General features: G+C 68.8%; 22 protein-coding genes. 11 read left to right on the forward strand and 11 right to left on the reverse strand.

All coding sequences use genetic code 11. The annotated features are described in order from the left end of the window. Positions 1–21 precede the first annotated feature (21 nt). The gene (locus tag AMK34_RS36305) at positions 22–831 is read right to left on the reverse strand and encodes an SGNH/GDSL hydrolase family protein (protein ID WP_073848353.1); all 810 of its coding nucleotides are present in this window, start codon (positions 829–831) and stop codon (positions 22–24) included. Positions 832–982: 151 nt separating this feature from the next. Between AMK34_RS36305 and AMK34_RS36310 the strand changes: the two genes are divergently transcribed. After that, the gene (locus AMK34_RS36310) at positions 983–1,573 is read left to right on the forward strand and encodes an SACE_7040 family transcriptional regulator (protein ID WP_073848354.1); all 591 of its coding nucleotides are present in this window, start codon (positions 983–985) and stop codon (positions 1,571–1,573) included. 57 nt (positions 1,574–1,630) lie between these two features. Beyond that, positions 1,631–2,128 carry a hypothetical protein gene (locus tag AMK34_RS36315; RefSeq protein WP_016337027.1) on the forward strand — a complete coding sequence of 166 codons (498 nt, stop codon included), beginning with the start codon at positions 1,631–1,633 and terminating at the stop codon, positions 2,126–2,128. Between the two features lie 349 nt (positions 2,129–2,477). Here AMK34_RS36315 and metX read toward each other — a convergent pair whose 3' ends face one another. The 3 genes from metX to AMK34_RS36330 form a co-directional block, all read right to left on the reverse strand. Beyond that, positions 2,478–3,572 (reverse strand): homoserine O-acetyltransferase MetX, encoded by a 1,095-nt coding sequence (metX, locus tag AMK34_RS36320; RefSeq protein ID WP_073848355.1) that lies wholly within the window; start codon positions 3,570–3,572, stop codon positions 2,478–2,480. Beyond that, positions 3,569–4,870, reverse strand: a complete 1,302-nt coding sequence (locus AMK34_RS36325; protein ID WP_073848356.1) for a bifunctional o-acetylhomoserine/o-acetylserine sulfhydrylase — start codon at positions 4,868–4,870, stop codon at positions 3,569–3,571. The genes metX and AMK34_RS36325 overlap by 4 nt, the downstream gene beginning before the upstream one ends. A gap of 79 nt (positions 4,871–4,949) precedes the next feature. Then, positions 4,950–5,348: a VOC family protein gene (locus AMK34_RS36330; protein ID WP_038508717.1), complete on the reverse strand. Its 399-nt coding sequence runs from the start codon at positions 5,346–5,348 to the stop codon at positions 4,950–4,952. Positions 5,349–5,405: 57 nt separating this feature from the next. Here AMK34_RS36330 and AMK34_RS36335 point away from each other — a divergent pair, with 57 nt between their 5' ends. Then, on the forward strand, positions 5,406–5,756 hold the full coding sequence (locus AMK34_RS36335; RefSeq protein ID WP_073848357.1) for a PadR family transcriptional regulator: 351 nt from the start codon (positions 5,406–5,408) through the stop codon (positions 5,754–5,756). 209 nt (positions 5,757–5,965) lie between these two features. Continuing rightward, complete coding sequence (locus AMK34_RS36340) at positions 5,966–7,519, forward strand: PucR family transcriptional regulator (protein ID WP_073848427.1); 1,554 nt, start codon at positions 5,966–5,968, stop codon at positions 7,517–7,519. Positions 7,520–7,640: 121 nt separating this feature from the next. Here AMK34_RS36340 and AMK34_RS36345 read toward each other — a convergent pair whose 3' ends face one another. The 3 genes from AMK34_RS36345 to AMK34_RS36355 form a co-directional block, all read right to left on the reverse strand. Further along, on the reverse strand, positions 7,641–7,868 hold the full coding sequence (locus tag AMK34_RS36345) for a hypothetical protein (RefSeq protein ID WP_007033850.1): 228 nt from the start codon (positions 7,866–7,868) through the stop codon (positions 7,641–7,643). Positions 7,869–7,985: 117 nt separating this feature from the next. Then, the gene (locus AMK34_RS36350) at positions 7,986–8,405 is read right to left on the reverse strand and encodes a pyridoxamine 5'-phosphate oxidase family protein (protein ID WP_038508711.1); all 420 of its coding nucleotides are present in this window, start codon (positions 8,403–8,405) and stop codon (positions 7,986–7,988) included. Continuing rightward, entirely contained in the window at positions 8,405–9,346 is a 942-nt protein-coding gene (locus tag AMK34_RS36355; protein ID WP_073848358.1) for a zinc-binding dehydrogenase, read from the reverse strand. The genes AMK34_RS36350 and AMK34_RS36355 overlap by 1 nt, the downstream gene beginning before the upstream one ends. A gap of 165 nt (positions 9,347–9,511) precedes the next feature. Between AMK34_RS36355 and ald the strand changes: the two genes are divergently transcribed. From ald to AMK34_RS36375, 4 genes are all read left to right on the forward strand, one after another. After that, on the forward strand, positions 9,512–10,627 hold the full coding sequence (gene ald / locus AMK34_RS36360) for an alanine dehydrogenase (protein WP_073848359.1): 1,116 nt from the start codon (positions 9,512–9,514) through the stop codon (positions 10,625–10,627). 589 nt (positions 10,628–11,216) lie between these two features. Continuing rightward, positions 11,217–12,380 carry an ABC transporter ATP-binding protein gene (locus AMK34_RS36365; RefSeq protein ID WP_038508698.1) on the forward strand — a complete coding sequence of 388 codons (1,164 nt, stop codon included), beginning with the start codon at positions 11,217–11,219 and terminating at the stop codon, positions 12,378–12,380. Continuing rightward, a complete protein-coding gene (locus AMK34_RS36370; protein WP_005150670.1) occupies positions 12,380–13,264 on the forward strand; it encodes an ABC transporter permease subunit in 885 nt (294 codons plus the stop codon). The genes AMK34_RS36365 and AMK34_RS36370 overlap by 1 nt, the downstream gene beginning before the upstream one ends. Positions 13,265–13,389: 125 nt before the next feature. Then, positions 13,390–17,112 carry an ABC transporter ATP-binding protein gene (locus AMK34_RS36375; protein ID WP_443111219.1) on the forward strand — a complete coding sequence of 1,241 codons (3,723 nt, stop codon included), beginning with the start codon at positions 13,390–13,392 and terminating at the stop codon, positions 17,110–17,112. Positions 17,113–17,195: 83 nt separating this feature from the next. Here the strand turns inward: AMK34_RS36375 and AMK34_RS36380 are convergent, their stop codons facing one another. Then, entirely contained in the window at positions 17,196–17,507 is a 312-nt protein-coding gene (locus AMK34_RS36380; RefSeq protein WP_038508694.1) for a hypothetical protein, read from the reverse strand. 74 nt (positions 17,508–17,581) lie between these two features. On the opposite strand from AMK34_RS36380, the gene AMK34_RS36385 reads away from it, so the two are divergent. Further along, a complete protein-coding gene (locus tag AMK34_RS36385) occupies positions 17,582–18,151 on the forward strand; it encodes a DUF4291 domain-containing protein (protein WP_073848428.1) in 570 nt (189 codons plus the stop codon). Here the strand turns inward: AMK34_RS36385 and AMK34_RS36390 are convergent. Then, positions 18,148–18,414 carry a hypothetical protein gene (locus tag AMK34_RS36390; protein ID WP_037341106.1) on the reverse strand — a complete coding sequence of 89 codons (267 nt, stop codon included), beginning with the start codon at positions 18,412–18,414 and terminating at the stop codon, positions 18,148–18,150. The genes AMK34_RS36385 and AMK34_RS36390 overlap by 4 nt on opposite strands. Before the next feature lie 372 nt (positions 18,415–18,786). Between AMK34_RS36390 and AMK34_RS36395 the strand changes: the two genes are divergently transcribed. Both AMK34_RS36395 and AMK34_RS36400 read left to right on the forward strand, forming a co-directional pair. Further along, positions 18,787–22,491 (forward strand): multifunctional oxoglutarate decarboxylase/oxoglutarate dehydrogenase thiamine pyrophosphate-binding subunit/dihydrolipoyllysine-residue succinyltransferase subunit, encoded by a 3,705-nt coding sequence (locus AMK34_RS36395; RefSeq protein WP_073848361.1) that lies wholly within the window; start codon positions 18,787–18,789, stop codon positions 22,489–22,491. A 126-nt stretch (positions 22,492–22,617) separates the two neighbouring features. Beyond that, positions 22,618–23,406, forward strand: coding sequence for an SMP-30/gluconolactonase/LRE family protein (locus AMK34_RS36400; protein WP_073848362.1), 789 nt, complete (start codon positions 22,618–22,620; stop codon positions 23,404–23,406). On the opposite strand, the gene AMK34_RS36405 is transcribed toward AMK34_RS36400, so the two are convergent. Further along, complete coding sequence (locus AMK34_RS36405; RefSeq protein WP_038508686.1) at positions 23,403–24,119, reverse strand: hypothetical protein; 717 nt, start codon at positions 24,117–24,119, stop codon at positions 23,403–23,405. The genes AMK34_RS36400 and AMK34_RS36405 overlap by 4 nt on opposite strands. Before the next feature lie 132 nt (positions 24,120–24,251). Next, on the reverse strand, positions 24,252–25,817 hold the full coding sequence (locus AMK34_RS36410) for a S8 family peptidase (RefSeq protein ID WP_073848363.1): 1,566 nt from the start codon (positions 25,815–25,817) through the stop codon (positions 24,252–24,254). Between the last annotated feature and the right edge of the window lie 298 nt (positions 25,818–26,115).

Raw genomic sequence — 26,115 nt, forward strand, 5'->3', positions numbered from 1 at the left:
GGGGCCTTCACGTACTGGAAATCAGCCGATGGCGGAGACCAGCGGGTTGTAGTAGCCGCCCCGCTGACCGGTGGCCGTCGGGTGGTACGAGTTCACGATCGGCCAGGTGAGGCTGTGCAGGTAGTCGTCGGCCGACGAGCAGATGTTGTGCCCGGTGAACGCGCCCCGCACGTCGACGAACTTGGCACCGTTCGCCGAAGCACGAGCCGAGAGCACCGACGCCAGCGCGTCGGAACCCGAGTTGATCGCGGTGCGCTTCGTGTCGCTCAGCCCGACCGAGCACGAACCCGGCACCGTGTAGAAGCGCGGGTACCCGAGGACGACCAGCTTCGCGCCGGGCGCCTTCGCCTTGATCTTGCTGTAGACGTTGTTCAGCAGCCCGGGAAGCGTGTTGTTCACGTAGGTCTTCGCGGTGTTGACCCGGTTGATGCAGGTCTGGTCGCTGCCGGTGGTGCAGGTGGTCATGACGTCGGCGAAACCGGCGTCGTTGCCGCCGACCGAGACCGTCACCAGCGTGGCGCTGGAGGTGACGTTCGCGATCTGGTTGAGCACGTCGCCGGTGCGCGCCCCCGAGCACGCGACGAACTTGAAGGTGGTCCCGGCGTGGGCGTTGGCCCACAGCTGGGGATAGGCGTTGGCACTGCGCATGCAATCGCCCGAGTTCCCGTAACTGCCGGCACCGACGCCGGACGAGTACGAGTCACCGAGCGCCACGTAGTTGGTCGCCGCTTGGGCGGTGCCCGCGAGACCGAGGGTGGCAAGGACAGCGACCCCCAGGGCCGCACCTAAACGAGTGAAGGAAAGAGCTTTGATCCGAGCAGGGACGGACATGGTCACTCCTTTGTGACAAGTTAACGAGAGACAGCATTACCAGGTGGTAGCCCCACACGACAGGGTCATTTCCCCAGGTAGCCCACTTGGCTCAGGCTGGAAGTACGGCCGCGTGTTAGCGCTCGCTAACACGCGGCCTTAATATGGCCAGATGCCGGCGAACCCCACCCCACTCGTGAACGGCGAGAAGGCGAACAGGCGTGAACAGATCATGGCCGCCGCCGCCGAGCTCTTCGCCCACCACGGTTTCCACGGCGTCGGCATCGACGACATCGGCGCGGCCGTCGGCATCTCCGGCCCGGCGCTGTACCGGCATTTCCGCAGCAAGGACGCCATCCTCGGCGAGATGCTGAACTCGATCAGCCGCTACCTCCTCGACGGTGGGACGGCCAGGGCTAGCCAGCGGGACGAGCCGGGCGAGGTCCTCGAAGCACTGGTGGATTTTCACGTCGGCTTCGCGCTCACGCATCCCGCGCTGATCACCGTCCAGGAACGCAACCTCGCCAACCTCACCGACAGTGACCGCAAGCAGGTCCGCGCCCTGCAACGCCAGTACGTCGAGGTCTGGGTGCGGGCGATCAGCGACGCCGTCCCCGGGATCGGCGAGCGCCAGGCGCGTTCGGCGGCGCACGCGGTATTCGGGTTGATCAACTCGACGCCGTACAACCGCCATCTCGGTGACAGCGAACTGGCCGAGATGCTCTGCCGTCTCGCGCTGGGTGCACTGCACTCCGCCAAGTGACCACGACCGGGTTTCGGCCTATCCCCACTTTTCCGTCCTCTGGTGTTTGATAGGCACGTGGAGCCGGACAGGAGCGAGTACGAGCGGAGGCTCGTCGAAAAGGCGCAGCGTGCGCTCGTGGCGATCAGCCTCGGGGAGGACGCCGAGGCGCTCGACGAGCTCATGCCGACCGCCGCCGAGCCGCAGGCCCGCTCCGACGAGACCAAAGAGCTCGTGATGATGCTGTTCGGCGAGTGCAGCGCCATGGTGTCGACGCTGGGTGATGGAGGAAGTGCGCCGGTCAAGGTGCAGGTGTTCGACGAGGACGGCGAAGAGGTCTCGATCGACCAGGCGGACCCGCCGGTGCGGACGGCCGTCCGTACGCTGCTGGCCGAGGTGCACGGCAACAGCGAGGCCGCGCAGGAGCAGGTCGAGATCGCGCTCGCCAACGCCGCGCCGGACGAGGTCGACAGTCTTGTGCTGCAGGCGCTGCGGTGGACGATCCGGCTGTCGGCGGAATGCCTGGACCGGGACCTGCCGGTGGCGCCCTGGATCTCGGACGCCGTCGCGGACTGACCGCTCGCGCTGGTGGCCGCCACGCGTGACTGGATGGACGACTCGCGTGATCAGCCGGACGTCACGCGCGCCGTCCGGCTGATCACGAGAGTCGGCCGTCCAATCACGCGTGTCGTCCGGCTGATCACGCGAGTCGTCCGTTACGCGACAGCTAGTCCGACACCCTGCGGCCGCCGGATGTCCCGAAAGTGGCTTTCGCGACATGCCAAGTCAGCGAATCGGGAACCGGTTGGGGAACACTGAGCAGCGAGTGATCCGCCGGGAACCGGTTGCGAAAGCCACTTTCGCAACCTTCAACGTTGCGAAAGTGGCTTTCGCAACAGCATGTCGCGCCGTGCGGCTGGCGCGGCTATCCCAGCAGGAGCTTCACCAGCCGCCCGATCTGCTCGGTCTCGATCAGGAACGAGTCGTGCCCATAAGGCGACGCGACGACGGCGAACTCCGCCCCGGCGACCCCGTCCGCGATGGCCCGCGACTGGTACAGCGGGTAGAGCCGGTCGCTGTCCACCCCGGCCGCGACGGTGCGCGCGGTGATCCGGCCGAGCGCGGTCGCGACGCCGCCCCGCCCGCGGCCGACGTCGTGGGTGTTCATCGATTCGGTGAGCACCACGTAGCTGCCCGCGTCGAACCGGCGTGACAGCTTCCCGGCATGATGGTCCAAATAGGACTCGACGGCGAACCGGCCGCCGCGCAGCGGGTCCTCACCGTCCTGATGGCGATGGCCGAATCGTTGCGCCAGTTCGGCTTCGCTGCGGTAAGTCGCGTGCGCGATGCGGCGCGCGATGCCGAGCCCGGCGTCCGGACCGCCGCCCGGGACGTCGTAGTAGTCGCCGCCGTGCCAGCCCGGATCGGACCGGATGGCGTGCAGTTGCGGTGCGGCCCAGGCGATCTGGTCGGCCGACGCCTGCGCGGTGGACGCGAGGACGAGGAGCGCCGCGACCCGCTCCGGTTCGCTCACCGCCCATTCCAGCGCACGCATCCCGCCCATGGAACCGCCGATCACCGCGGCCCACCGGCCGATACCGAGCGCGTCGGCGAGGACGGTCTCGGCCGCCACCTGGTCCCGGACCGTCACGGCGGGAAACCTGCTGCCCCAAGGCTTTCCGTCCGGATGCGCCGACGACGGGCCGGTCGACCCCTGGCAGCCGCCGAGCACGTTCGGGACCACGACGAAGAACTCGTCCGTGTCGATCGCCTTGCCCGGCCCGACCAGGCCGTCCCACCAGCCGGGGCTGACGTGCCCCTCTTCCGCAGGGCCGACGGCGTGACTGTCCCCAGTGAGCGCGTGCTCGACGAGAATCGCGTTGGAGGCACTAGGGTTCAGTGTTCCCCAGGTCTCGTAGGCGAGCGTGAAGGGCAGCGTCCCGCCGGTTTCGAGCGCCTGGACGCCGCTGACGAAGCGGCGACGTCCAGGCGGCTCTCCCTCTCGCCAAGCACCGGTCACAGAGCGGCCTTCGCCGCCCGGAATCCGGCCTCGAGGTCGGCCTTGAGGTCCTCGATCCCTTCCAGGCCGACGGCGAGCCGCACGAGGCCCGGCGTGACACCGCTCGACAGCTGCTCCTCCGGCGTGAGCTGGCTGTGCGTCGTCGACGCCGGGTGCACGATCAGGCTGCGCACGTCGCCGATGTTGACCAGCTGGCTGTGCAGTTCCGTACCGTCCACAAAGGCCCGTCCGGCTTCGACGCCGCCGCGGAGATCGAACGACAGCACCGCGCCGGCGCCCTTCGGCAGGTACTTCTTCGCGGCCTCGTAATACGGGCTCGACGGCAGCCCGGCGTAGTACACCTTCTCGACCTCGTCGCGCTGCTCCAGCCATTCGGCCAGCGCCTGCGCGTTGGACACGTGCCGCTCCAGCCGCAGCGAAAGTGTCTCGATCCCTTGCAGGATCAGGAAACTGTTGAGCGGCGCGATCGCGGCGCCGGTGTCGCGCAGGATCTGGACCCGGGCCTTGGCGGCGAACGCGCCCGGGCCGAGCGCCTCCCAGTACTTGAGACCGTGGTAGCTCGGGTCGGCCTCGTTGAACCCGGGGAACCGCGCCGGGTCCTTGCCGAAGTCGAAGGTGCCGCCGTCGACCAGCACCCCGGCGACCGTGGTGCCGTGCCCGCCGAGGTACTTGGTCGCCGAGTGGACCACGATGTCGGCGCCGTGCTCGATCGGGCGGACGAGGTACGGCGTCGGCACGGTGTTGTCCACGACCAGCGGGACACCGGACTCGTGCGCGGCGTCGGCGACCTTGCGGATGTCGAGGACGTTGCTGCCCGGGTTGGCCAGCGTCTCGGCGAAGAACAGCTTGGTGTTGGGCCGGACGGCGGCCTTCCACTGCTCGATGTCGTCCTGGTCTTCGACGAACGAGACCTCGATGCCGAGCTTCGGCAGCGTGTAGTGGAAGAGGTTGTACGTGCCGCCGTAAAGCGCCGGGCTGGAGACGAAATGGTCACCGGCGTTCGCGAGGTTGAGGATGGCCGCCGTCGTGGCCGCGGTCCCGGAGGCGAACGCCAGCGCCGCGACCCCGCCTTCGAGCGCGGCGAGCCGCTGCTCCAGCACGTCCTGCGTGGGGTTGTTGATCCGCGTGTAGATGTTGCCGGGCTCGGCGAGGCTGAACAGATCGGCGCCGTGCTGGCTGTCGCGGAACACGTACGAGGTGGTCTGGTAGATCGGGGTCGCCCGCGCGCCGGTGGCGGTGTCCGGCGCCGCACCCGCGTGGATCTGCTTGGTCTCGAACGACCATCCGTCCGCGCTCATCGCGATTCTCCTAGCGGCTCAAGGGGTTTCGGCTGTTGGCACCGAAGCTAGCTCCGCCGGACGGAGCACCCAACCGCTCTCAGGAGGTGGGATTCCTTTCCTGGAGAGCGAACCTGTTGCCCTCTGAATCGGTGAACATCGCCCACCAGCCCCACGGCTGCTTCTCCGGCTTGGCCGGGAACTCGACGCCCTTCGCCGAAAGCTCCTCGTACGTCTTTTCGATGTCGTCGGCGTAGAAGAAGAAATTGCCCGTCGGGAGTTCGTCCCGCACCTCGAAGCGCTTGAGGTCCTCCGGCGCGGTGCTCAGGACGAGCGACGTCACCCCATCGGCTGAAGTGACCTCGACCCACCGGTTCCCGTTGTCGTCGTACGGCACGTCGGTGGTGATCTCGAATCCGACGACTTCGGACCAGAACCGCTTCGCGCGCTCTTGATCCCGCACGCCGACCACGATCTTGTGCACGCCTCGAATCGCCACGTCCGCCTCCTTTGTATCCATAATGGATATAACGAGATCGGAGTGTATGCTTCGCGGATGGCCGACGGCAACCCGCAGCTCACGCCCGCGGCGTTCCAGACCCTGCTGGCGCTCGCGAAAGGGCGCGCGCACGGCTACGCGATCATGGGTTTCGTCGACGAAGTGAGCGGCGGCACCGACCGACTCGGCCCGGGCACGCTGTACCGGACCCTCGGCAGGCTCGTCGCCGACGGCCTGGTCGAAGAGGCCCCGGACGCGAGCGAGGACCAGCCGCACGACTCCCGCCGCCGTTACTACCGGCTGACCCGCGCCGGCCGCGAAGTCGCCGCCCGCGAGGCGGAGTTCCTGAGCAGGCTCGTCGCGATCGCCGACCAGGCGGGGCTCCTGAAGCGCGCGGAGTCGGCGTGAGCCGGGCGCTCGGCTTGACGCCGCATCTGTTCGTCAAGGACATCGACAGGTCGCTTTCCTTCTACGGCAAGGCGTGCGGCGCGCGGTGTTCGCGGGCGCGAGCGTGGAGGCGCCGGTCGAGGAGATGTTCTTCGGCGAACGCTACGGCCGGGAGGACTCCCCGCGAGGTCTGACGTGTGCGGCGGTTCCACCTGCTGGACAATCACCCCATGGTTTCCGTGCGCACTGTCGTCGACCGGGTGGGGCCGACGCTGCTGCACGCCCTCCAGGTCCCCGAGGAGTCCCCCGCGGTCGGCGACGTCGTCATCGCCGAGCCCGGCCACACCCTGGCCGCGGGGGACCTTGTCCTCGGCGTCGCGATCACCGAGACCCCGGACGCCGCCGAACTCGTCAAGCTCAGCGCGGCCAAAGGCGCCGCCGCCGTCCTGCTGAAACCCCCGCTCGCGGCGAAACCCTCGGTGAAACGGGCGGCGAAATCGGCCGACATCGCGTTGATCGAGGTGCGCTCCGCGACGTCGTGGGCCCAGCTCGTCTGGCTGCTCAGGACGGTCCTCGACGCGCTGGCCGACGAGTCGGACGCGCTGGAGGACGGCGGCGGCCCCGGTTCCGGTGATCTCTTCCGGCTCGCGGACGCGGTCGCTTCGGTGGTCGACGCGCCCGTCACCATCGAAGACACCAACTCGCGGGTGCTCGCGTACTCGGCCCGGCAGGACCTGACCGACTCGGCGCGCGTGTCCACGATCATGGGCCGCCGCATCCCGGACGACGTGCTCGCGCGGTTCCGGTCGCGAGGCGTGTTCCGCGAACTTTCCCGTGGGCGGCAGACGATCTTCGTACCTGCGCAACGTGACGGCACCCTGCCCCGGCTCATCGTGCCCATCAGGATGGGCGGCGAACTGCTGGGGTCGATGTGGGCGGTCGTCGCGGGCCCGGTCTCCGACGAACGCGCGGCCGCGTTCGCCGACGCGGCCCCGGTCGTCGCGCTGCATCTGCTGCGCCGCCGCGCGCACACCGATTCGCAACGCCGGGTCTCGGCCGAGCTCCTGCGCGCGGTCCTCGAAGGGAAGGCCAGCCCGCGCAAGGCGATCGCGGAACTCGACCTGTCCGAGGAGCCGCACCGCGTGGTCGTCATCGAGGTCTCCGGCGGCGACGGCCGCGACGACGAGGGCTTGCGGCTCGCGCTCCTCGAACGGATCTCGCAGGGTGTCGGCAGGCGGCCGGTGGCCACCGAACTCGGCGGCGTCCTCTACGCCGTCGTCCCGGACGGCGACGGCTGGGACGAACTCCGGGCGGCGCTCGAAGCCCTGCCGTCGTCGCGGAAGGGCGGGACACCGCGGGCGGCCGCCGGTTCGGCCTGCGAAATCGGCGAGCTCGCGACCTCACGGCTCCAGGCCGACGAGGCGCTGGGCCTGCTTCGCGCGAAGCTCGTCCCTGGCCGCGTCGTGGTCTTCGACGAGGCGTGGACCGCCCTCTCGCTGCATCGCGGCGCGACGGCGGCGAGCACCTCGAAGGTCGCCGAGCTCGGCCCGCTCGGCCTGCTGCGCGCACACGACGAAGCCCACGAGAGCGGCTACGTCGACACGCTCTACCAGTGGCTGCGGCATCCGGGAGACCCACGCGCGGCCGCGAAGGAACTCCGGATCCACCCCAACACCCTGCGGTACCGGATGCGACGGCTGCTCGACCTCGTCCCGCTGGATCTCGACGATCCCGACGTCCGGCTGGCGTTGATCACGCAACTCGTTTCCCTGCGGTGGAGTTGATTCCACTACAAACTGCTCGATAACGAACACTTTGTAGCGCGACATTCCGCACCCGGACGTCAGGAAAGGGTCTTTCAGGACGGAAAACGTCTTGAAAGACCCTTTCATGACATTCGACGGTTCAGTGCGCGCTGGCGCGATATCCGTCCTCAATGGTCTGCCGTACCGCGGCGAGCAGATCGGCACCGGGGTAAAGCGGCAAAAGAACACCGGGGCCACCGTCGACCCGAAGCGCGGCTTCGTATCCATGCCCGGGGGTTTCGACAAGGCCGACGATGACATCGGCCGGATTGCCTTCGGTGTCGACGGTGCGGACACGCCGCTCCCGCCGCCAGTCCTGATTTGTCATGCGGAACAGAATGGCAGCTTACCGGCCAGTAAGATCAACATCTTGACTCGATCGTGCTGCATTTACCGTTTCGCAGGTTGCACGACCGCGCCCACCCCCAGCGAACGCGGCCGTGCGTCATACCCGATAGCCGAGGTCTTCGGCGACGAATCTCTTCGGCACCATCCGGACCCAGACGGTCCCTTTCACCTCGGGATCATCGTGCAGGTAAGAACGAAAACGCGCATCCCATTTGCTCTCGTCGGGACCGAGATACCGGCTCAGCAGCCGCTGTCCACGAGGGACGTCGAACGGCAGCACCTCGGCCTCACCGCGCGCGAGCACCTGCCGCACCAGGCCGGTGCCGACGTCGCACACGTCGACGGTCACCGCGATCGACGGCGACTCGCGGACGAGACCGGCCAGCCGTGCCCATGGTCCGGTGAGGATCCAGAAGGCCTTCTTCTCCCAGAGGTACCAGGTGGGGCGTACAGATGGCCCGGCCGCGGCGACCCTGGCCGTCAGGGGACCAGCGAGGAATTCGTCGACGTCGAACATCAGACCTCGAGCAACGTCTTGCCGAGCGCGCCCCGCGACTGCATGACCGCGTGCGCGTCCGCCGCCCGCGCGAGCGGGAACCGTTGGCCGATCACGGGTTCCAGCCGTCCGGCGGCCGCTTCGGCGAGCGCGGACTCGGTGAACGCCCGCATCTGATCGGGCCCACCGAGGCCCCGGATCACCGTGACCCCGCGCGCGGCGGCGTCCTCTTCGGACACCTCCGTCCACGAACCACTCGACAGGCCGTAGATCAGCATCCGGCCGCCCGGCTTCAGCAAACCGAACGCCGCCGTCCCGATCTCACCGCCGACCCCGTCGAACACGACGTCGACCTCGCCCGCCTTCTCCGCCCAGCCCGGCTCGCGGTAGTCGACCGCCAGGTCGGCGCCCCGCTCCCGGACGTGCTCGGACTTCGCGGCACCGCCCGCCGCGCCGACGACCTCGGCACCGGCGGCCTTGGCGAGCTGGACGACCAGCCCGCCGACCCCGCCGGCCGCCGCCTCGACGAGCACGCGCTCCCCCGGCCGGATCCGCGCGGCGGTCACCAGCGCGGTCGCCGTGCGGCCGTCGGCGAGGATCGCCACCGCGGCGTCGAGGGCCAGGCCGTCCGGCACCTCGAAAACGGCTTCGGCGTCGACCGCGACCCGTTCCGCGTAGCCCCCGGAACCGCCGGTGGAGGTCACGACGCGCTTGCCGACCAGACCGAGGTCCGCCCCTTCGCCGACCGCGCTGATCACGCCGCCGACGCCGTTGCCCGGGATCAGCGGCGGCTCGGCGCGGAACGGCCCGCCCCCGCCCGCCCGGAACTGCGTCTCGACGAACGTGATGTTGGCGAAGGCCACCTCGATCAGCACCTGGCCCGCTGCGGGCACCGGATCCGGGGCGTCGCCCGCGACGAGCACTTCGGGCCCGCCGAACTCTTTCAACCACACGGCTCTCATGTGACCCAAGGTGCAAGCTCCAGTTGACTGGAGGTCAAGCGATTGTGCCGCGAAAACCATGATCGGTTCTCAACACTGTCTCCGGCGAACGATGACACCGCCGTCCGGGTGGCTCACCGTGAGTGGCAGCACCTTGTTCGCAGAACCGTCGCCAGGAGGCTTTCCGTGCGTATCGCCGTCCCCCGTGAGATCAAGAAGCATGAATACCGGGTGGCGCTCACCCCGGCGGGCGTGCACGAACTGACCGGGCGCGGCCACGACGTCTTCGTCGAGACCGGCGCGGGCGTCGGCTCGTCCATCTCCGACGACGAGTACGTCGCCGCGGGCGCGAAGATCCTCGCCACCGCCGAGGAGACCTGGTCCGAGGGCGAACTCGTGCTCAAGGTCAAGGAGCCGATCGCCGAGGAGTACCCGCGGCTGCGCGCCGACCAGGTGCTGTTCACCTACCTGCACATCGCCGCGGACCGGCCGCTGACCGACGCGCTGCTGGCCGCGGGCACCACCGCGATCGCCTACGAGACGGTGCAGACCCCGAACCGCGCGCTGCCGCTGCTCGCGCCGATGTCCGAGGTCGCCGGACGGCTGGCGCCGCAGGTGGGCGCGTTCTCCCTGATGAAGCCGAGCGGTGGCCGCGGCGTCCTGCCCGGCGGCATCCCCGGCGTCCACCCGGCGCGCGTGGTCGTGATCGGCGGCGGTGTCGCAGGCCTCAACGCGGCGCGGGTCGCGCTCGGCCTCGGCTCGGACGTCGAGATCCTCGACACCAACGTCGACCGCCTCCGCCAGATCGACAACGACTTCGGCGGCCGCATCCGCACGGTGACCTCGAACGCGCTTTCGGTCGAGCAGTCCGTGCTGGAGGCCGACATGGTCATCGGCGCGGTGCTCGTGCCCGGCGCGAAGGCCCCGAAGCTGGTCTCGAACGACCTCGTGTCGCGGATGCGTCCCGGCAGCGTGCTGGTGGACATCGCGATCGACCAGGGTGGTTGCTTCGCCGACTCGCGGCCGACCACGCACGACGAGCCGACCTACAAGGTCCACGAGTCGGTGTTCTACTGCGTCGCGAACATGCCGGGCGCGGTGCCCCGCACCTCGACCTACGGCCTGACCAACGTGACGCTGCCGTACGCCGTCCAGCTGGCGGACCACAGCTGGCAGAAGGCGCTGCAGGCCGACGCTTCGCTCGCGAAGGGCCTCAACACGCACGCGGGCGCGCTGACCAACGCCCCGGTCGCGGCCGCGCACGACCTGCCCGCCACGGAGCTGGCCGCCGTCCTGGCCTGACCCCCCACGCCACACTCCCACGCGAGGGACCTTTGCCCAAGAGCAAAGGTCCCTCGCTCCATGAGGACACCTTCACGAACTCAGGAACCGATCGTCACCAGGCCAGGGCGCCCCGCGCCCTAGGCCAACCCCGTCGCCAACCGGCGCCGACCGCACCGCGGGGGTCCGGGGGGCTCGGCCCCCCGGGTGATACGACGAAGCCCCACCTTCGGGAAGGTGCGCAAGCACCGACCAAGGTGGGGCAAAGGGGCTGAGGGCGGCCCGCTCGACCAGCCTGGGGGTCACTGGGAGCGGGCCGCCTCCTACATCGTAGGTAATAAGTCGCCGTCGCGCTGCATGGGGTTGCCATGTCTTCCGAATTATTTCTTCACGAACCTCTGGTGGAGTCGGTGATTTTCCGCGCTCTGCGTCGTATATCCGGTAGTCAGCGGCCATTCGGCGCAGCGGCGGGTGCCCTGGAGGACGGATTCGTCACCCGGTGGAACGTGACGAAGGTCGCTTTCGGCGGATTGACCCCTTCCTCGGGTGCGGACTCACCCCGTGAGGCAGGATGTCGCGTGATCGGCCTTCGTCAACAAAAGGGGACGGTATGCACGACGGCAGTGGCCGCATCGCGGTGCAGAACCTGAGCAAGCAGTTCGGTGCGGTCAACGCGGTCCAGAATCTGAGCTTCACGGTGGAGCCCGGTTCGGTGACCGGCTTCCTGGGGCCCAACGGGGCCGGGAAGACGACGACGCTGAGGATGCTGCTCGGGCTGGTGACGCCCACGAACGGCACGGCGACCATCAACGGGCGCCCGCACGACCAGCTGGGGAATCCGGCACGGGTCGTCGGTTCGGTGCTGGAGAACGAGGGTTTCCACCCGGGACGCACGGCGCGGAATCACCTGCGCGTGTACTCGGCGGCGATCGGGATGCCGGATCAGCGGGTGGACGAGGTCCTGGGGCTGGTGGGTCTTTCGTCGGCGGCGGACCGCAAGGCGGGCGGGTTCTCGCTCGGTATGCGGCAGCGGCTGGCGCTGGCGACGGCGTTGCTGGGGAATCCGCAGGTGCTGGTGCTGGACGAGCCGACGAACGGGCTCGACCCCGAAGGCATCCTGTGGCTTCGGAACTTCCTGCGCGCGTACGCGCGTGAGGGGCGCACGGTGCTGGTCTCGAGCCACCTTCTGAACGAGGTGGAGCAGACGATCGACCAGGTCGTGATCATCAGCCAGGGCATGACGCGCTACAACGGCTCGCTGGACCAGTTGCGCAAGAGCAACCAGTCGCGGGTGCTGGTGCAGTCCGCCGACGCGAGCGGTCTCGTCTCCGCGTTGCAGGAGGCGGGGATCACGCAGGTCGCGCCGATGCCCGACGGCCGGGTCGCGGTCTCCGGCGCGACGGTGCAGCAGATCGGTGACGTCTCCGCGAAGGCGAGCATCGCGGTCTACGGCATGCAGGAGGAGACGGCGGATCTTGAGCGCATGTTCTTCCAGCTGACGCAGGGCCAGTACGCGGCGCCGCAGCCCGGTTTCCAGCAGGGCCCGCCGCCGGGCTACCAGGGTCCGCCTCCGGGCTATCAGGGCCCGCCGCCCGGTTATCAGGGGCCGCCGCCCGGCTACGCGCCGCAGAACACGCCGCCGCCCGGTTTCGCGCCGCCGCAGCAGTTCCAGCAGCAGGGTCAGCCGCCGCAGCAACCGCAGTACCAGCAGGCGCCGCCTCAGCAGCAGGCGCAGCAGCAGGGCCAGAACGAGGGCTGGGGAGGCCAGGGCTGATGGGCAACCTGATCAAGGCGGAGTTCCGCAAGACGCTCACGCTCAAGGCGTGGTGGGCGCTGATGATCCCCGCGGTGGTCTTCGCTTTCGCGTTCGCCCTGTTCTGGGGCATGGTCACCAACGACTTCAGCGACTTCCTCGGCCGCTCGGACACCCGTGAGCTGACCGAGGCGCTCGGCATCTCGACCGGTGAGCTGCCGGTCGGTCTGCTCGCGCTCGGGCACGGCATCAACATCGGCACGATGATCCCGATCATCTTCGGCGTCTTCGCCCTCGCCGGCGAGTACACGAAGAAGACGATCACGACGACGTTCCTCACCGCCCCGAACCGGGTTTCGGCGTTGAGCGCGAAGATGATCACCTACATCGCCTGGGGCGCGATCTACGGCGTGATCATCGTGGGCGCGGCGAGCCTCGGCACCGTGATCACGGTCGACAGCCAGCGCCTGCCGACGGCGGGCCAGTGGCTGGGCGTGCTGGGCGCGGGTGTCCTCGCGACGATCCTGGCGACCCTGTTCGGTATCGGGGTCGGCGCGGTCTGGCGCAGCGTGGTCGGCAGCATCATCACGCTGACCATCTGGATGCTGGTGGTCGAGAACGTGCTGGTGTTCGTCATGTTCGGTGCCGCCGACATCACCTGGCTGGGCGGCGTCCTGCCGAACGGCACGGTCAACGGCATCGTGGGCGCCATCGGCGCGGAGGCGTTCGGCGCCGCCGGCGTGAAGGTGCCCGGCCTGCAGGACGAGACGGCGTGGGCGCTGCAGTACGCGGCCGGTGCCCCCGGCGCGTTCTCGTGGTGGGCCTCGGCGCTCATCTTCTTCGGCTGGACGATGATCTTCTTCCTCGCCGGCTGGGCCGTGAACCAGAAGAAGGACATCACGTAAGTCACAGTCCACAAGCGCCATGAAAGGTCCTTTCCTTGCAAATTTCGCAAGGAAAGGACCTTTCATGGCGTTCGGCCCTGCGCGAACCGGCCGGGACTGTCGGTGCGGACGCCTAGGCTTGCGGGGTGACTACTGCTCCACCTCGTCCGCGTCAAGCCAGTCCGGCTCGTGAGACCACCCCCGCACCCGCCGGAGGCTGGATCCGCCGTCTGGCCGCTTCGTGCTGGAAACATCCGTGGCTCGTCGTGCTCTCGCTGGGTGCGGCGATCATCGGCGTCGGGCTCCAGGCCGCCGGTCCGCTGCTGATCCGCGAGGCGCTGGACGACGCCGTCGCGGGCGACACCTCCCGCCTCGGCCTGCTCGCCACCGTGATGGCGGTGCTTCAGGTGCTGACCTTCGGCAACGCGTTCGCCCGCCGGTACGTCGGCGGGCGGCTGGCCCTCGACGTCCAGCACGACCTGCGCCGCCAGGTGTTCGGCGCGGTCTCGCGGCTCGACGGCGGCAAGCAGGACGCGTTGCGCACCGGCCAGGTCGCCTCGCGCGCGATCTCGGATCTGCAGCTGGTCACGTCGGTCCTGATGCAGGTACCGCTTTCGGCGGGTTCGGTGATCTTCGCGTTGCTGTCGCTCGGCGCGATGCTGTGGATGTCGCCGACGCTGACCCTGATCGCGATGGTGGTCGCCCCGGCGATCGCGATCATCATGGCGGTGAGCCGGAAACGGCTCTTCCCCGCGACCTGGGCGGCCCAGCAGCGCGCGGCCGACGTCGCGCAGCAGGTCGAGGAGACCGTCACCGGCGTACGCGTCGTGAAGGGCTTCGGTCAGGAAGCGCGCGAAGTCGCGAAGCTGGAGAAGACGGCGAAGAAGCTCTTCGCGGAACGCATGCGCGCAGCCCGGCTCTCGTCCTTGCCGACGGCCACGACGGCGGCGCTCCCCGCCGCGGGACAGGTCGCGGTGCTGGCGGTCGGCGGCGTCCTGGCGTTGAAGGGCGAGGTCAGCCTCGGCACCTTCCTGGCGTTCGCGACCTATCTGTCCATCCTGATCGGCCCGGCCCGGATGATCTCCAGCCTCGTCGTGCAGGCCCAGCTGACCAGGGCGGGCGCGGAACGGGTCAACGAACTCATCGACGCGCAGCCCGACGTCGTCGACAGCCCGGACGCGCGGCCGTTGCCCGACGGCCCGCTCGGTGTCCGGCTGGAGGACGTCGCCTTCGGCTACACGCGGTCGGATCCCGTGCTCGACGGTCTCACCCTGGAGGCGCGGCCGGGCGAAACACTCGCGCTGGTCGGCACGGCCGGTTCGGGCAAATCGACGATCTCCTTGCTGCTGCCCCGGTTCTACGACGTGCACAGCGGCTCGGTCCAGGTCGGCGACCTCGACGTCCGCGACGTCCGGCAGCACGATCTGCGCGGTGCGATCGGCGTGGTCTTCGAAGAGGCGTTCCTCTTCTCGTCGTCGGTACGCGACAACATCGCCTACGGCAGGCCGGACGCGAGCGACGAAGAGATCCGCGCGGCCGCACGGGCGGCGGAGGCGGACGAGTTCATCCAGCGCCTCCCCGACGGCTACGACACGCTCGTCGGCGAGCGCGGGCTCACGTTGTCGGGCGGTCAGCGGCAACGGCTCGGCCTCGCCAGGGCGCTGATGACCGATCCGCGCGTGCTGGTCCTCGACGACGCGACCTCCGCCATCGACACGGTCACCGAGGCGGCGATCCACGACACGCTGCGTTCGGTCACCGCGAGCCGGACGACCCTGCTGATCGCGCACCGCCGTTCCACCCTCGCCCTCGCCGACCGGATCGCCGTGCTCGACAAGGGCCGCGTCGTCGACGTCGGCACCGAGGAGGAACTGCTCGCCCGCTGCCCGCTGTTCCGCGAACTCGTCGCGGGTCCGGGCGACGACGTCGAGGAGCCGCATCGCTGCGAGGGTCTCGACTGCGGGCCCGCCGGGATCACCCCCGCGCTGTGGCCGGAGCAGGACAAGGCCGACGAGCTGGCCGGCGAGCGGAAGGGCTCGGGCGGCGAATGGGACGTCGACCTGCCGCCGAGCCAGGAGCTCATCGAAGGCGTCCGGAAACTGCCGCCCGCCACGGATGTCCCGCGGTTGCCGGGCACGGACGTCACCGCGCCCGAACCGAAGTTCCGCCTCGGCCGCCTGCTGAAACCGGTGCGCGGCCCGCTCGCCTTGGTGATCGGGCTGGTCGCGGCGGACGCGCTGGCCACCATCGCGATGCCCGCGCTGTATCAGCACGGCATCGACAACGGGGTGCGCGCCGGCGCGGAGGCGGTGATCTGGCTGGCCGCCGGGATCGGCGCGCTGGTGATCCTCACCGACTGGCTGGTGGTGTACCTCCAGACGAAGATGACGGCGCGGGTCGGCGAGACGGTGCTGTATTCGCTGCGCGTGCGCAGTTACGCCCATCTGCAGCGGCTCGGGCTCGACTTCTACGAACGCGAGCTGTCCGGGAAGATCATGACCCGGATGACCACCGACGTCGACGCGCTCTCGACGTTCCTGCAGACCGGTGTCGCGCAGGCGGTGGTGAGCGCGCTGACGCTGGTCGGGATCGCGGCGGCGTTGATGATCACCGACCTCGGCTTGGCCGCGTACGCGCTCGCGGTGCTGCCGATCCTCGTCGTGGCGACCGTGATCTTCCGCCGCGCGTCGTCCAAGGCGTACACCGAAGCCCGGGAACGGGTCAGTGTCGTCAACGCGGACATGCAGGAGAACGTGAACGGGCTGCGGGTCGCGCAGGCGTACACGCGCGAGGAGCGCACGGCCGAGAAGTTCGCGTCCCGAAGCGACGAATACCGGCGTTCGCGGCTTCGCGCCCAGCGTCTTGTCGCGACGTACTTCCCTTTCGCGGCAATGCTTTCCGGGCTGGCCGAGGTCGTCGTGCTGATCGTCGGCGCGAACCGGGTGGCGGCGGGTACGTTGTCGGCCGGTGTGCTGGTGGCGTTCCTGTTGTACCTGGGGCAGTTCTTCTCGCCGATCCAGCAACTGTCCTCGGTGTTCGACGGCTACCAGCAGGCGCGGGTCGGCCTGACGCGGATCGGCGATCTCCTGCGCACACCGACTTCCGTTCCGCAGGCGGAGAACCCGGTCGCCATGCCGGAGCGCCTGCGCGGCGAGGTCTCCTTCAAGGACGTCGATTTCGCTTACACCGCAACGGACGAACCCGCCCTCTCACAGCTCTCACTGGACGTCGCGCCCGGCGAGACCGTCGCACTGGTCGGCGCGACGGGCGCCGGGAAGTCGACGGCGGTGAAGCTCGTCGCGCGGTTCTACGACGCGACCGGCGGCGTGGTCCGGATCGACGGGACCGACATCCGCGAGTACGACCTCGCCGCCCTGCGCACGCGAATGGGCGTGGTACCGCAGGAAGCGCATCTGTTCTCGGGAACCGTCGCGGACAATGTGCGCTACGGCAGGCCTTCCGCGACGGACGCGGAGGTCGAGGAGGCCGTCCGGTCCGTCGGCGCGCTCGACGGTGTCGCCGCGCTCCCTGCCGGTTTCCACCAGCCCGTCGGTGAACGCGGACGGTCCCTTTCGGCCGGGCAACGGCAACTCGTCGCCCTCGCCCGCGCCGAACTCGTGGACCCGGACGTCCTCCTGCTCGACGAGGCGACCGCGGCACTCGACCCGTCCACCGAAGCCGCCGTCCTGCGCGCGACCGAACAACTCGCGCGCCGCCGCACGACGTTCGTGGTCGCGCACCGTCTCGCCACCGCCGCCAAAGCGGACCGGATCGTGGTGCTGGACCACGGCCGGATCATCGAACAGGGCACGCACGCGGAACTCGTCGCCGCGGGCGGCCACTACGCACGCCTTTGGTCCCTCGGCTGACCGTGCCGCGGTCGTGTCGTCCGTCCAATCACGCGTGTCACGCCTTCAAGCACGTCGAACGCCACTCACGACGCCGTTCCCCCTCACCCAGCCGCGAGGTCGAGCTGGAACTGCGCCCCCGGCGTCTCCGGCTCCCACCCCCGCGCCAGCGCCTGCCGGATCGCGCGTTCGACGTCCGAAGGCAGCACCGCCTTCGACGGCACCCCCAGGTAATTCAACGGATGCGCGTGCTCGGTCCGGACCACCAGCACGGCACCCCGCGCGTCCTCGAGTTCCACCCCGTACGAAAGGAAGAATCCGCCTTCCTGTGCATAAGTGGGCTTACGCCGGACGATCCACCGGTAAGCGGTGTCATCGACCACGATTCGTCGCGATCCCTTGCGCAGCAATGCCATGCGTTCAGCATGACCCGATGGGCAAGGGAATTTCGGTCGCGCACGTCCCCGGCACCTGTCACGCTGACCGGGAAATGAAAGAAGAGATCCCGGCGCGCCAGATCCGCGCCCTGTACACCGAAACCACGATCCGCGTCTATCAGGCGTACGCCCCGGCCATCGCCGACGCCGCGCTGAAGGCCGGCACTTTCGTGCCGCCGTTCAAACGCGAACGCATGACCTGGATCAAGCCGTCCTTCCTCTGGATGGCGTACCGCTGCGGCTGGGCCGCGAAGCCCGGCCAAGAGCGCGTACTCGCCCTCGACATCACTCGCGAGGGTTTCGCCTGGGCGCTCGAACACGCGGCGCTCAGCCACTACGACGCGGACGTCCATCCCGACCGGAAGACGTGGCAGAACGAGGTCAAGACCAGCCCGGTCCGCATCCAGTGGGATCCGGAACGCAGCATCCGGCTCGGCCCCCTGAAGCACCGTTCGCTCCAGATGGGACTGAGCGGCGAGGCCGTCGATCGCTATGTCGACAAATGGATCACCGCGGTCACCGACGTCACCCCGGTCATGCGCGAGGTCGGCGCCCTGGTCGCGGCGAACCGCGTCGAAGACGCCGAAGCGCTGCTACCCGCGGAGCGTCCGTACCCCGGCTAAGGCCGCCACTTCAGGCCGCCCATCCCGGCGACCTCCAGGTCCTGGACCGAAGCCCACCGGACGGTCCCCGGCCGGACGTGCACGCCTGCCGCCACCGTCCAGTCCGGCTCGTCGGGCTCGACGTGCTCCATCTCCTTGAAGTCGGCGAGCGTCGGCCAGACCGCCGAGCACGAGTCGCACATCAACACGACTTTGCCGGACTCGGTGACCAGCGGGCGCACGCGCCCCTCGTCCCAGAACGACGGGCACTCGTCCAGCCACATGGGCCGCCACCACCTCGCGGGGATCGGCGGCCGGCACGACACCGGCCGCATCCTCCACCCAGCGAAGCGCCCCGACGTGAACTCCAGGCTGTCCGGGCACGACGACCCAGCCAACCTTTACCGACCAAACAGTGACCTGACCTGCACGGACGGTGAAAGTGGCAGCAAAGGTCCCCTGCTCCCCCGACCGGCGGCAGGTGAGGGCGGCGAGTGGGCTATTTTCGGTCTCTTGATCGAGACAGTGACCCATGACCTAGTGCGCCACGCCTCACACAGGCCAGTTCCATCACACGGCTGCGACCGAGGGGGTTAGCCTGGTAGGCGCATCAGCGGTGTTCAAGATCTCGAGACGGATAGAGGCGAGTCCAAGCCGTGTCCAGCAGCAGCCCTGCGTCACAATTCGGCCCCAACGAGTGGCTGGTCGAGGAAATGTACGACCAGTTCCTCGCCGACCCCAGCTCAGTCGATGCCGCCTGGCACGACTTCTTCGCGGATTTCAAGCCAACGCAGGACGCGAAGACCAAGGCTGAAGGCGCACGCCCGGCCCCCGCGGCTCCCGCCAAGGAGAGCGCGGCCTCCAACGGCCAGGCCACGAAGCCTGCCCCGAAGACCGAGCCCACCGCGAAGCAGACAGCCCCGGCGAAGGCCGCCCCGAAGACCGAGGCGAAGCCCGCCCCGAAGGCGGCGGCGCCCAAGGCGGCGGAGAAGGCCCCCGCCAAGCCGGCCGAGAAGGACGCCGAGGCGGAGTCGAAGCAGCTCCGTGGCGCCGCGGCGGCGATCGCGAAGAACATGGACGCCTCGCTGTCCGTGCCGACGGCCACGAGTGTGCGCGCCGTCCCGGCGAAGCTGATGGCCGACAACCGCATCGTCATCAACAACCACCTCAAGCGCACGCGCGGCGGCAAGATCTCCTTCACGCACCTCATCGGCTACGCGATGGTCCGGGCGCTGAAGAACTTCCCGAACATGAACCGGCACTACCAGCTGATCGACGGGAAGCCGTTCGCGATCACGCCGGAGCACGTGAACTTCGGTCTCGCGATCGACATGAAGGGCAAGGAAGGCTCCCGCACGCTCGTCGTGGCCTCCATCAAGGCCACCGAGAACATGACCTTCATGCAGTTCTGGCAGGCCTACGAGGAGATCGTCAAGAAGGCCCGCAACGGCAAGCTGACCGCCGACGACTTCGCCGGCACCACGATCTCGCTGACCAACCCCGGCGGCATCGGCACCAACCACTCGGTGCCGCGTCTGCAGGCCGGCCAGGGCGCGATCATCGGCGTCGGCGCCATGCAGTACCCGGCGCATTTCGAGGGCACCAGCGAGAAGGCGCTGGTCGACCTCGGCGTCTCGAAGATCATGACGCTGACCTCGACGTATGACCACCGCATCATCCAGGGCGCGGAGTCGGGCGAGTTCCTCAAGCGCATCCACGAGCTGCTGCTCGGCGAGGACGGCTTCTACGACGACGTCTTCACCAGCCTGCGCCTGCCGTACGAGCCGATCCGCTGGGTCGCCGACATCCCGGACGGCCCGGTCGACAAGACCGCGCGCGTCATCGAGCTGATCGACGCCTTCCGCATGCGCGGTCACCTGATGGCCGACACCGACCCGCTGAACTACCGGCAGCGCAGCCACGCCGACCTCGACGTCCTCTCCCACGGCCTGACCCTGTGGGACCTGGACCGCGAGTTCCCGGTCGGCGGCTTCGCCGGCCAGGAGCGGATGAAGCTGCGCGACATCCTCGGCGTGCTGCGCAACTCCTACTGCCGCACCGTCGGCATCGAGTACACGCACATCCTCGACCCCGAGGAGCGCCGCTGGATCCAGGACCGCGTCGAGATCCCGCACGAGAAGCCGGACCCCGCGGTCCAGAAGTACGTGCTCTCGAAGCTCAACGCCGCCGAGGCGTTCGAGACCTTCCTGCAGACCAAGTACGTCGGCCAGAAGCGGTTCTCCCTCGAAGGCGGCGAGACGGCGATCCCGCTGCTGGACACGCTGCTGGACAAGGCCGCCGAGCACGAACTCGACGAGGTCGTCATCGGCATGCCGCACCGCGGCCGCCTGAACGTGCTCGCGAACATCGTCGGCAAGCCGATCGCGCAGATCTTCCAGGAGTTCGAGGGCAACCTCGACCCGGGCCAGGCGCACGGTTCCGGTGACGTGAAGTACCACCTCGGCGCCGAGGGCAAGTACTTCCGCATGTTCGGCGACGGCGAGACCAAGGTGTCGCTGACCGCGAACCCGTCGCACCTGGAGACCGTCGACCCGGTCCTCGAGGGCATCGTCCGCGCGAAGCAGGACATCCTCGACAAGGGTGGCGAGGGCTTCACCGTCCTCCCGGTCCTCATGCACGGCGACGCGGCCTTCGCGGGCCAGGGTGTCGTGGCCGAGACCCTGAACCTGGCGCTGCTGCGCGGCTACCGCACCGGCGGCACCGTGCACGTCATCGTCAACAACCAGGTCGGCTTCACCACCGCGCCCGAGCACTCGCGTTCGAGCCAGTACGCCACCGACGTCGCGAAGATGATCGGCTCGCCGATCTTCCACGTGAACGGTGACGACCCCGAGGCCGCGCACTGGGTGGCCAAGCTGGCCGTCGACTACCGCCAGGCGTTCCACAAGGACGTCGTGATCGACCTGATCTGCTACCGCCGCCGCGGCCACAACGAGGGCGACGACCCCTCGATGACGCAGCCGGCGATGTACGACATCATCGACACGAAGCGTTCGGTCCGGAAGACCTACACCGAATCGCTCATCGGCCGCGGCGACATCTCCGTCGAAGAGGCCGAAGCCGCGTTGCGCGACTTCTCCAGCCAGCTGGAGCACGTGTTCAACGAGGTCCGCGAGCTGGAGAAGCACCCGGCGAAGGCCAGCCCCTCGGTCGAGGAGGAGCAGCAGGTCCCGGCCAAGGTGCCCACCGCGACGACCACCGAGGTCATCGAGCACATCGGCGACGCGTTCCTCAACGTGCCCGAGGGCTTCACCCCGCACCCGCGGGTCAAGCCGGTCATGGAGCGCCGTCACAAGATGTCCCGCGAAGGCGGCATCGACTGGGCGTTCGGTGAGCTGCTCGCCTTCGGTTCGCTGGCCATGGAAGGCCGCCTCGTGCGGCTGTCCGGCCAGGACTCCCGCCGCGGCACCTTCACCCAGCGCCACTCGGTGCTGATCGACCGCAAGACCGGCCAGGAGTACTCGCCGCTGGCCAGCCTCGCCGAGAACCAGGGCCGCGTGATGATCTACGACTCGGCGCTGTCCGAGTACGCGGCGGTCGGCTTCGAATACGGCTACTCCGTGGCCAACTCCGAAGCGCTGGTCATGTGGGAAGCGCAGTTCGGTGACTTCGTCAACGGGGCGCAGACCGTCATCGACGAGTACATCTCCTCCGGCGAGGCCAAGTGGGGCCAGCTCTCCGACGTCGTGCTGCTGCTGCCGCACGGCCACGAAGGCCAGGGCCCGGACCACACCTCCGGCCGCATCGAGCGCTTCCTCTCGCTGTGTGCGGAGGGCTCGATGACCGTCGCTGTGCCGTCGACCCCGGCGAACTACTTCCACCTGCTCCGCCGCCACGCCCTCGACGGGGTGAACCGGCCGCTGATCACCTTCACCCCGAAGTCGATGCTGCGCAACAAGGCGGCGACCTCGGCGGTCGAGGACTTCACCGGGCAGACGAAGTTCATGTCGGTCATCGACGACGCCGTCGTCGACCCGTCGAAGGTCCGCAAGGTCCTGCTGACGTCGGGCAAGCTGTACTGGGAGCTGGTGGCCGAGCGCACGAAGCGCGAGGCGAACGACGTCGCGATCGTGCGCGTCGAGCAGTACTACCCGCTGCCGAAGAAGAAGCTGCTGGCGGCGCTGGAGCGCTACAACGGCGCTCCCGCGGTCTGGGTCCAGGAGGAGCCGGAGAACCAGGGCGCGTGGCCGTTCTTCGGCCTGAACCTGCCCCGGAAGCTCCCGGAGGTGTTCTCCAACCTGGATGTCGTGTCGCGTCGTCCGATGGCCGCCCCGTCGGCCGGTTCGTCCAAGGTGCACGAGGTCGAGCAGAAGGCGCTGATCGCGCGGGCGTTCGACTGATCGCCTGAACGTCCGTGAAGGCCTCCTTCCCTACTCTCAAGGTAGGGAAGGAGGCCTTCACGGCATCCGGGTGTCGAAAACGGCGGGTCCCGTTCGTGTAGGGGGCAAACGACCGAAGGAGACACCATGAACACCCTGCTCGACGGCCTCAAGCTCCCCGAATCCGCCCGCTGGCACGACGGCCGTCTCTGGCTGGCGAACTGGGGCGACGGCGAGATCCTCGCCGTCACGCCCGGCGGCGAAAGCGAAGTCGTCGCGAACGTGCCGTCCGCGATGCCGCTCACGTTCGACTGGCTGCCCGACGGCCGCCTCCTCATCGTCGACGGCCCGAACGCGCGCCTGCTGAACGCCGACCTGAGCCGCTACGCCGATCTGAGCGGCATCGCCGCCCTGTGGAACGAGGTCGCCGTCGACGGCCGCGGAAACGCCTTCGTCAACGGCACGAACGACTTCCAGTCGCCCGGCGTCATCGCCGTCGTCACCCCGGACGGCGAGGTACGCCAGGTCGCCGACGGGATCCTGTTCGGCAACGGCATGGTCGTCACACCCGACGGCGGGACGCTGATCGTCGCCGAGTCGTACGGCAACCGGCTCACCGCGTTCGACATCGCCGAGGACGGTTCGCTGTCCGGCAGGCGGGTGTGGGCCGAACTCGGCGGCGATCACCCGGACGGCATCTGCCTGGACGCCGAAGGAGCCGTTTGGTACGCGGACGTCGCGAGCAAGCACTGCGTCCGCGTCCGCGAAGGAGGCGAAGTGCTGCAGAAGGTCGAAGCCGACCGTGGCTGCTTCTCCTGCGTGCTCGGCGGCGAGGACGGGCGTTCGCTCTACGTCCTCGCCGCGGAGTGGCACGGCTGGGAGAACCCGTTCGGCGACGGGCCGAGCGGGCAGGTCCAGGTCACCGAGGTCGGTTAACCGATCGCCTCGGAGGTCGCCCTGGCCATCTTCAGGGCGTTCTCCTTGCACACCGTCTGGTTGACCGTCCCGGACGGGTTCGGGCCGGTCACGATGATCTCGCCCTCGACGTTGCCCTGGTAGAACTTGATCTGGCACTGGCTCGGCGAATCGAGCTTGGTGTGCACGGCTTTGGTGGACTTCGCCATGGTGGGGATGAGGACGCCGCCGTCGGTCACGGCGTTCTCGACCCCGGCCTTGGCCCACGCCTCGCCCGCGCCCGAACCCGGCTCCTTCGACTTCGACAGGTACATCGAGACGGTCGCCGACGGCGCGTTCGGTTCACGCCAGGAGCAGGACGAACGCGTGTAGGTGATCTCGTCGTTCGACGTGCTCGCCGGTTCCTCGCCCTTCGGCGTTTCGAGCGGCGGCAGGTTCCGCACCTTGCTGCCGATCTTTTCGCAGCCGGGCATCGAGGAGTACTTGTCCGGCGGGCCGCTCTTCTTGGACGAGGTCGGTGAAGCGGTCGACGACGAGCCGGAGTCGGACAGCAGCAGGAAGGCCGCGACCCCGCCACCGCCGAGCAGCACCACCGCGCCGAGGATGAGCCCGACGATCAGTCCGGTGTTCGACTTCTTCGGCGGCGGCCCGTATCCGGGCTGCGGGTAGCCGGGGTATCCCTGCGGTGGATACGGCTGCTGAGGTCCCTGCTGGTAGGGCGGTCCGGGCTGCATGCGGAGAGGTTAAAGCCTCACGACGGTCCTTAGTGGACGAATGCCGCAACTGGGCGCCGAATCACCCTCCGGATACGGGAAGGCCCCCTTCCCAGCAGGAGGAAGGGGGCCTTCACGTACTCCAGGGGTGGATCAGACGGTCAACGACCAGCTGTTGAGCGAGCCGGTGTCGATCCGGTACACGTCCTGAACCTTCAGCTTCCACGCGCCGTTCGCGGCCTCGGCCGAGGCGTTCACGGTGTAGGTGGTGTTGATGTTGTCGGACGAGTCGCCGCTCGAACCCTTCAGGCGGTACGAGGTGCCATCGGGCGCGACCAGGTCGATGACCAGGTCACCGACGTAGGTGTGCGTGATGTTCACCGCGACCTTGGTGGTGCCCGAAGCGTTGCGGGCGCAGTTGGCGACCGTGATCGTGCTGGTCACCGCGGCACCGGCGTCGGGGATGGCGACGACGCCGCTGTTGGTCTGCGTGCCACAGGGGGTCGGCTCGGGGCCGGGGCCACCGCCGCTGCCGGTGTTGAGCAGCACGTTCGGCGAACCGGTGCCCGGGTTGGTCACCTTGCCCTTGACGCCGGCGTTGACCAGCGCGTCGCGGACCTGAGCGGGCGTCGCCGACGGGTTGGCGGAGGCGTACAGGGCCGCCGCGCCCACGACGTGCGGGGTCGCCATCGAGGTGCCGCTGATGGTGTTGGTGCCGTTGTTCAGCCAGGTCGACGTGATGCCGCTGCCCGGCGCGAAGATGTCGAGGCAGGTGCCGATGTTGGAGAAGTCGGACCGGGCGTCGGTGTTGGTGGTCGAACCGACGGTGATCGCCTCGGGCGTACGGGCCGGGGAGCTGTTGCACGCGTTGGCGCCGTAGTCGTTACCGGCCGCGACACCGTAGGTGACACCCGACGCGATCGACCGCTGCACGGCCTGGTCGAGGGTCGTCGAAGCGCCGCCACCGAGGCTCATGTTCGCGACGGCGGGCTTGACGGCGTTGGCGGTCACCCAGTCGACACCGGCGATGACGCCGGCGGTCGTGCCGGAACCGGAGCAGTTCAGCACGCGGACGGCGACGAGCTTGACGCCCTTGGCCAGACCGTGCGCGGTACCGCCGATGGTGCCGGCGACGTGGGTGCCGTGGCCCTGGCAGTCCGTGGCGTCGTTGTCGTTGTCGACGGTGTCACGGCCGTGGGTCGCGCGCCCGCCGAAGTCGGGGTGCGTGGTGAGGATGCCGGTGTCGACGACGTACGCGGTGACGTTCGACGCCGTGGTGCTGTAGCTGTACTTCTGGTCCAGCGGAAGGCTCTGCTGGTCGACCCGGTCCAGGCCCCACGACGGCGGGTTCAGCTGGTCCGTCGAGATCGAGACGGTCTGGTTCTGCTCCACGTACGCGACGGCGGGGTCGGCGGCGACGCGCTTCGCCTGCTTTTCGGTCAGCGCACCGGAGAAACCGCGGACGGAAGACGCGAAGGTCTTCTCGACCGTGCCGCCGTGGCGCTGGGTCACGCTCTTCGCGGTGGCTTCGACCGACGAGCCGTCCTTCAGCACGACGATGTAGCTGTCCTTGATCGCCTTGGCGCTGCCGGCGTTGACGATCGAACCTTCCGCCGCCGACGCGACGGTGGTGCCGCCGAGCGCGGTCAGCACCGCGACGGCCGCGGCCACACCGAAGGCGGGCAGTCGTCTCTTCAAGGTTCCCAGGGAATTGTTCAAGATATTCCTCCCAGGCAGGGTCGACCCACGGGCATGAAGAAGCCCGCCGGATCGTTGGGGTGAATCAGAGGTGAACCGCGTTCCACTTAGGAGCGCAGGCTGAGACTAAGTCGCGTTTTCACCCCAAGGAAGACCTTGCATTACGGACATCCCGGTAGTAATGGGCACCGCGTCGGCGCAGCTCGGGCACCGTTCAGCCCCCGCCTTTAGTCGCGTTTTGCGCCCGTACGGCCCACGAAGAATTGGGGATCCGCACATCTGGTGGTCGTTTTCCCGCCCTCCCGGCGTTTCACGCACG

The organism is Amycolatopsis sp. CB00013 (assembly GCF_001905755.1).
In the GTDB taxonomy this organism is placed as follows: Bacteria; Actinomycetota; Actinomycetes; order Mycobacteriales; family Pseudonocardiaceae; genus Amycolatopsis; species Amycolatopsis japonica.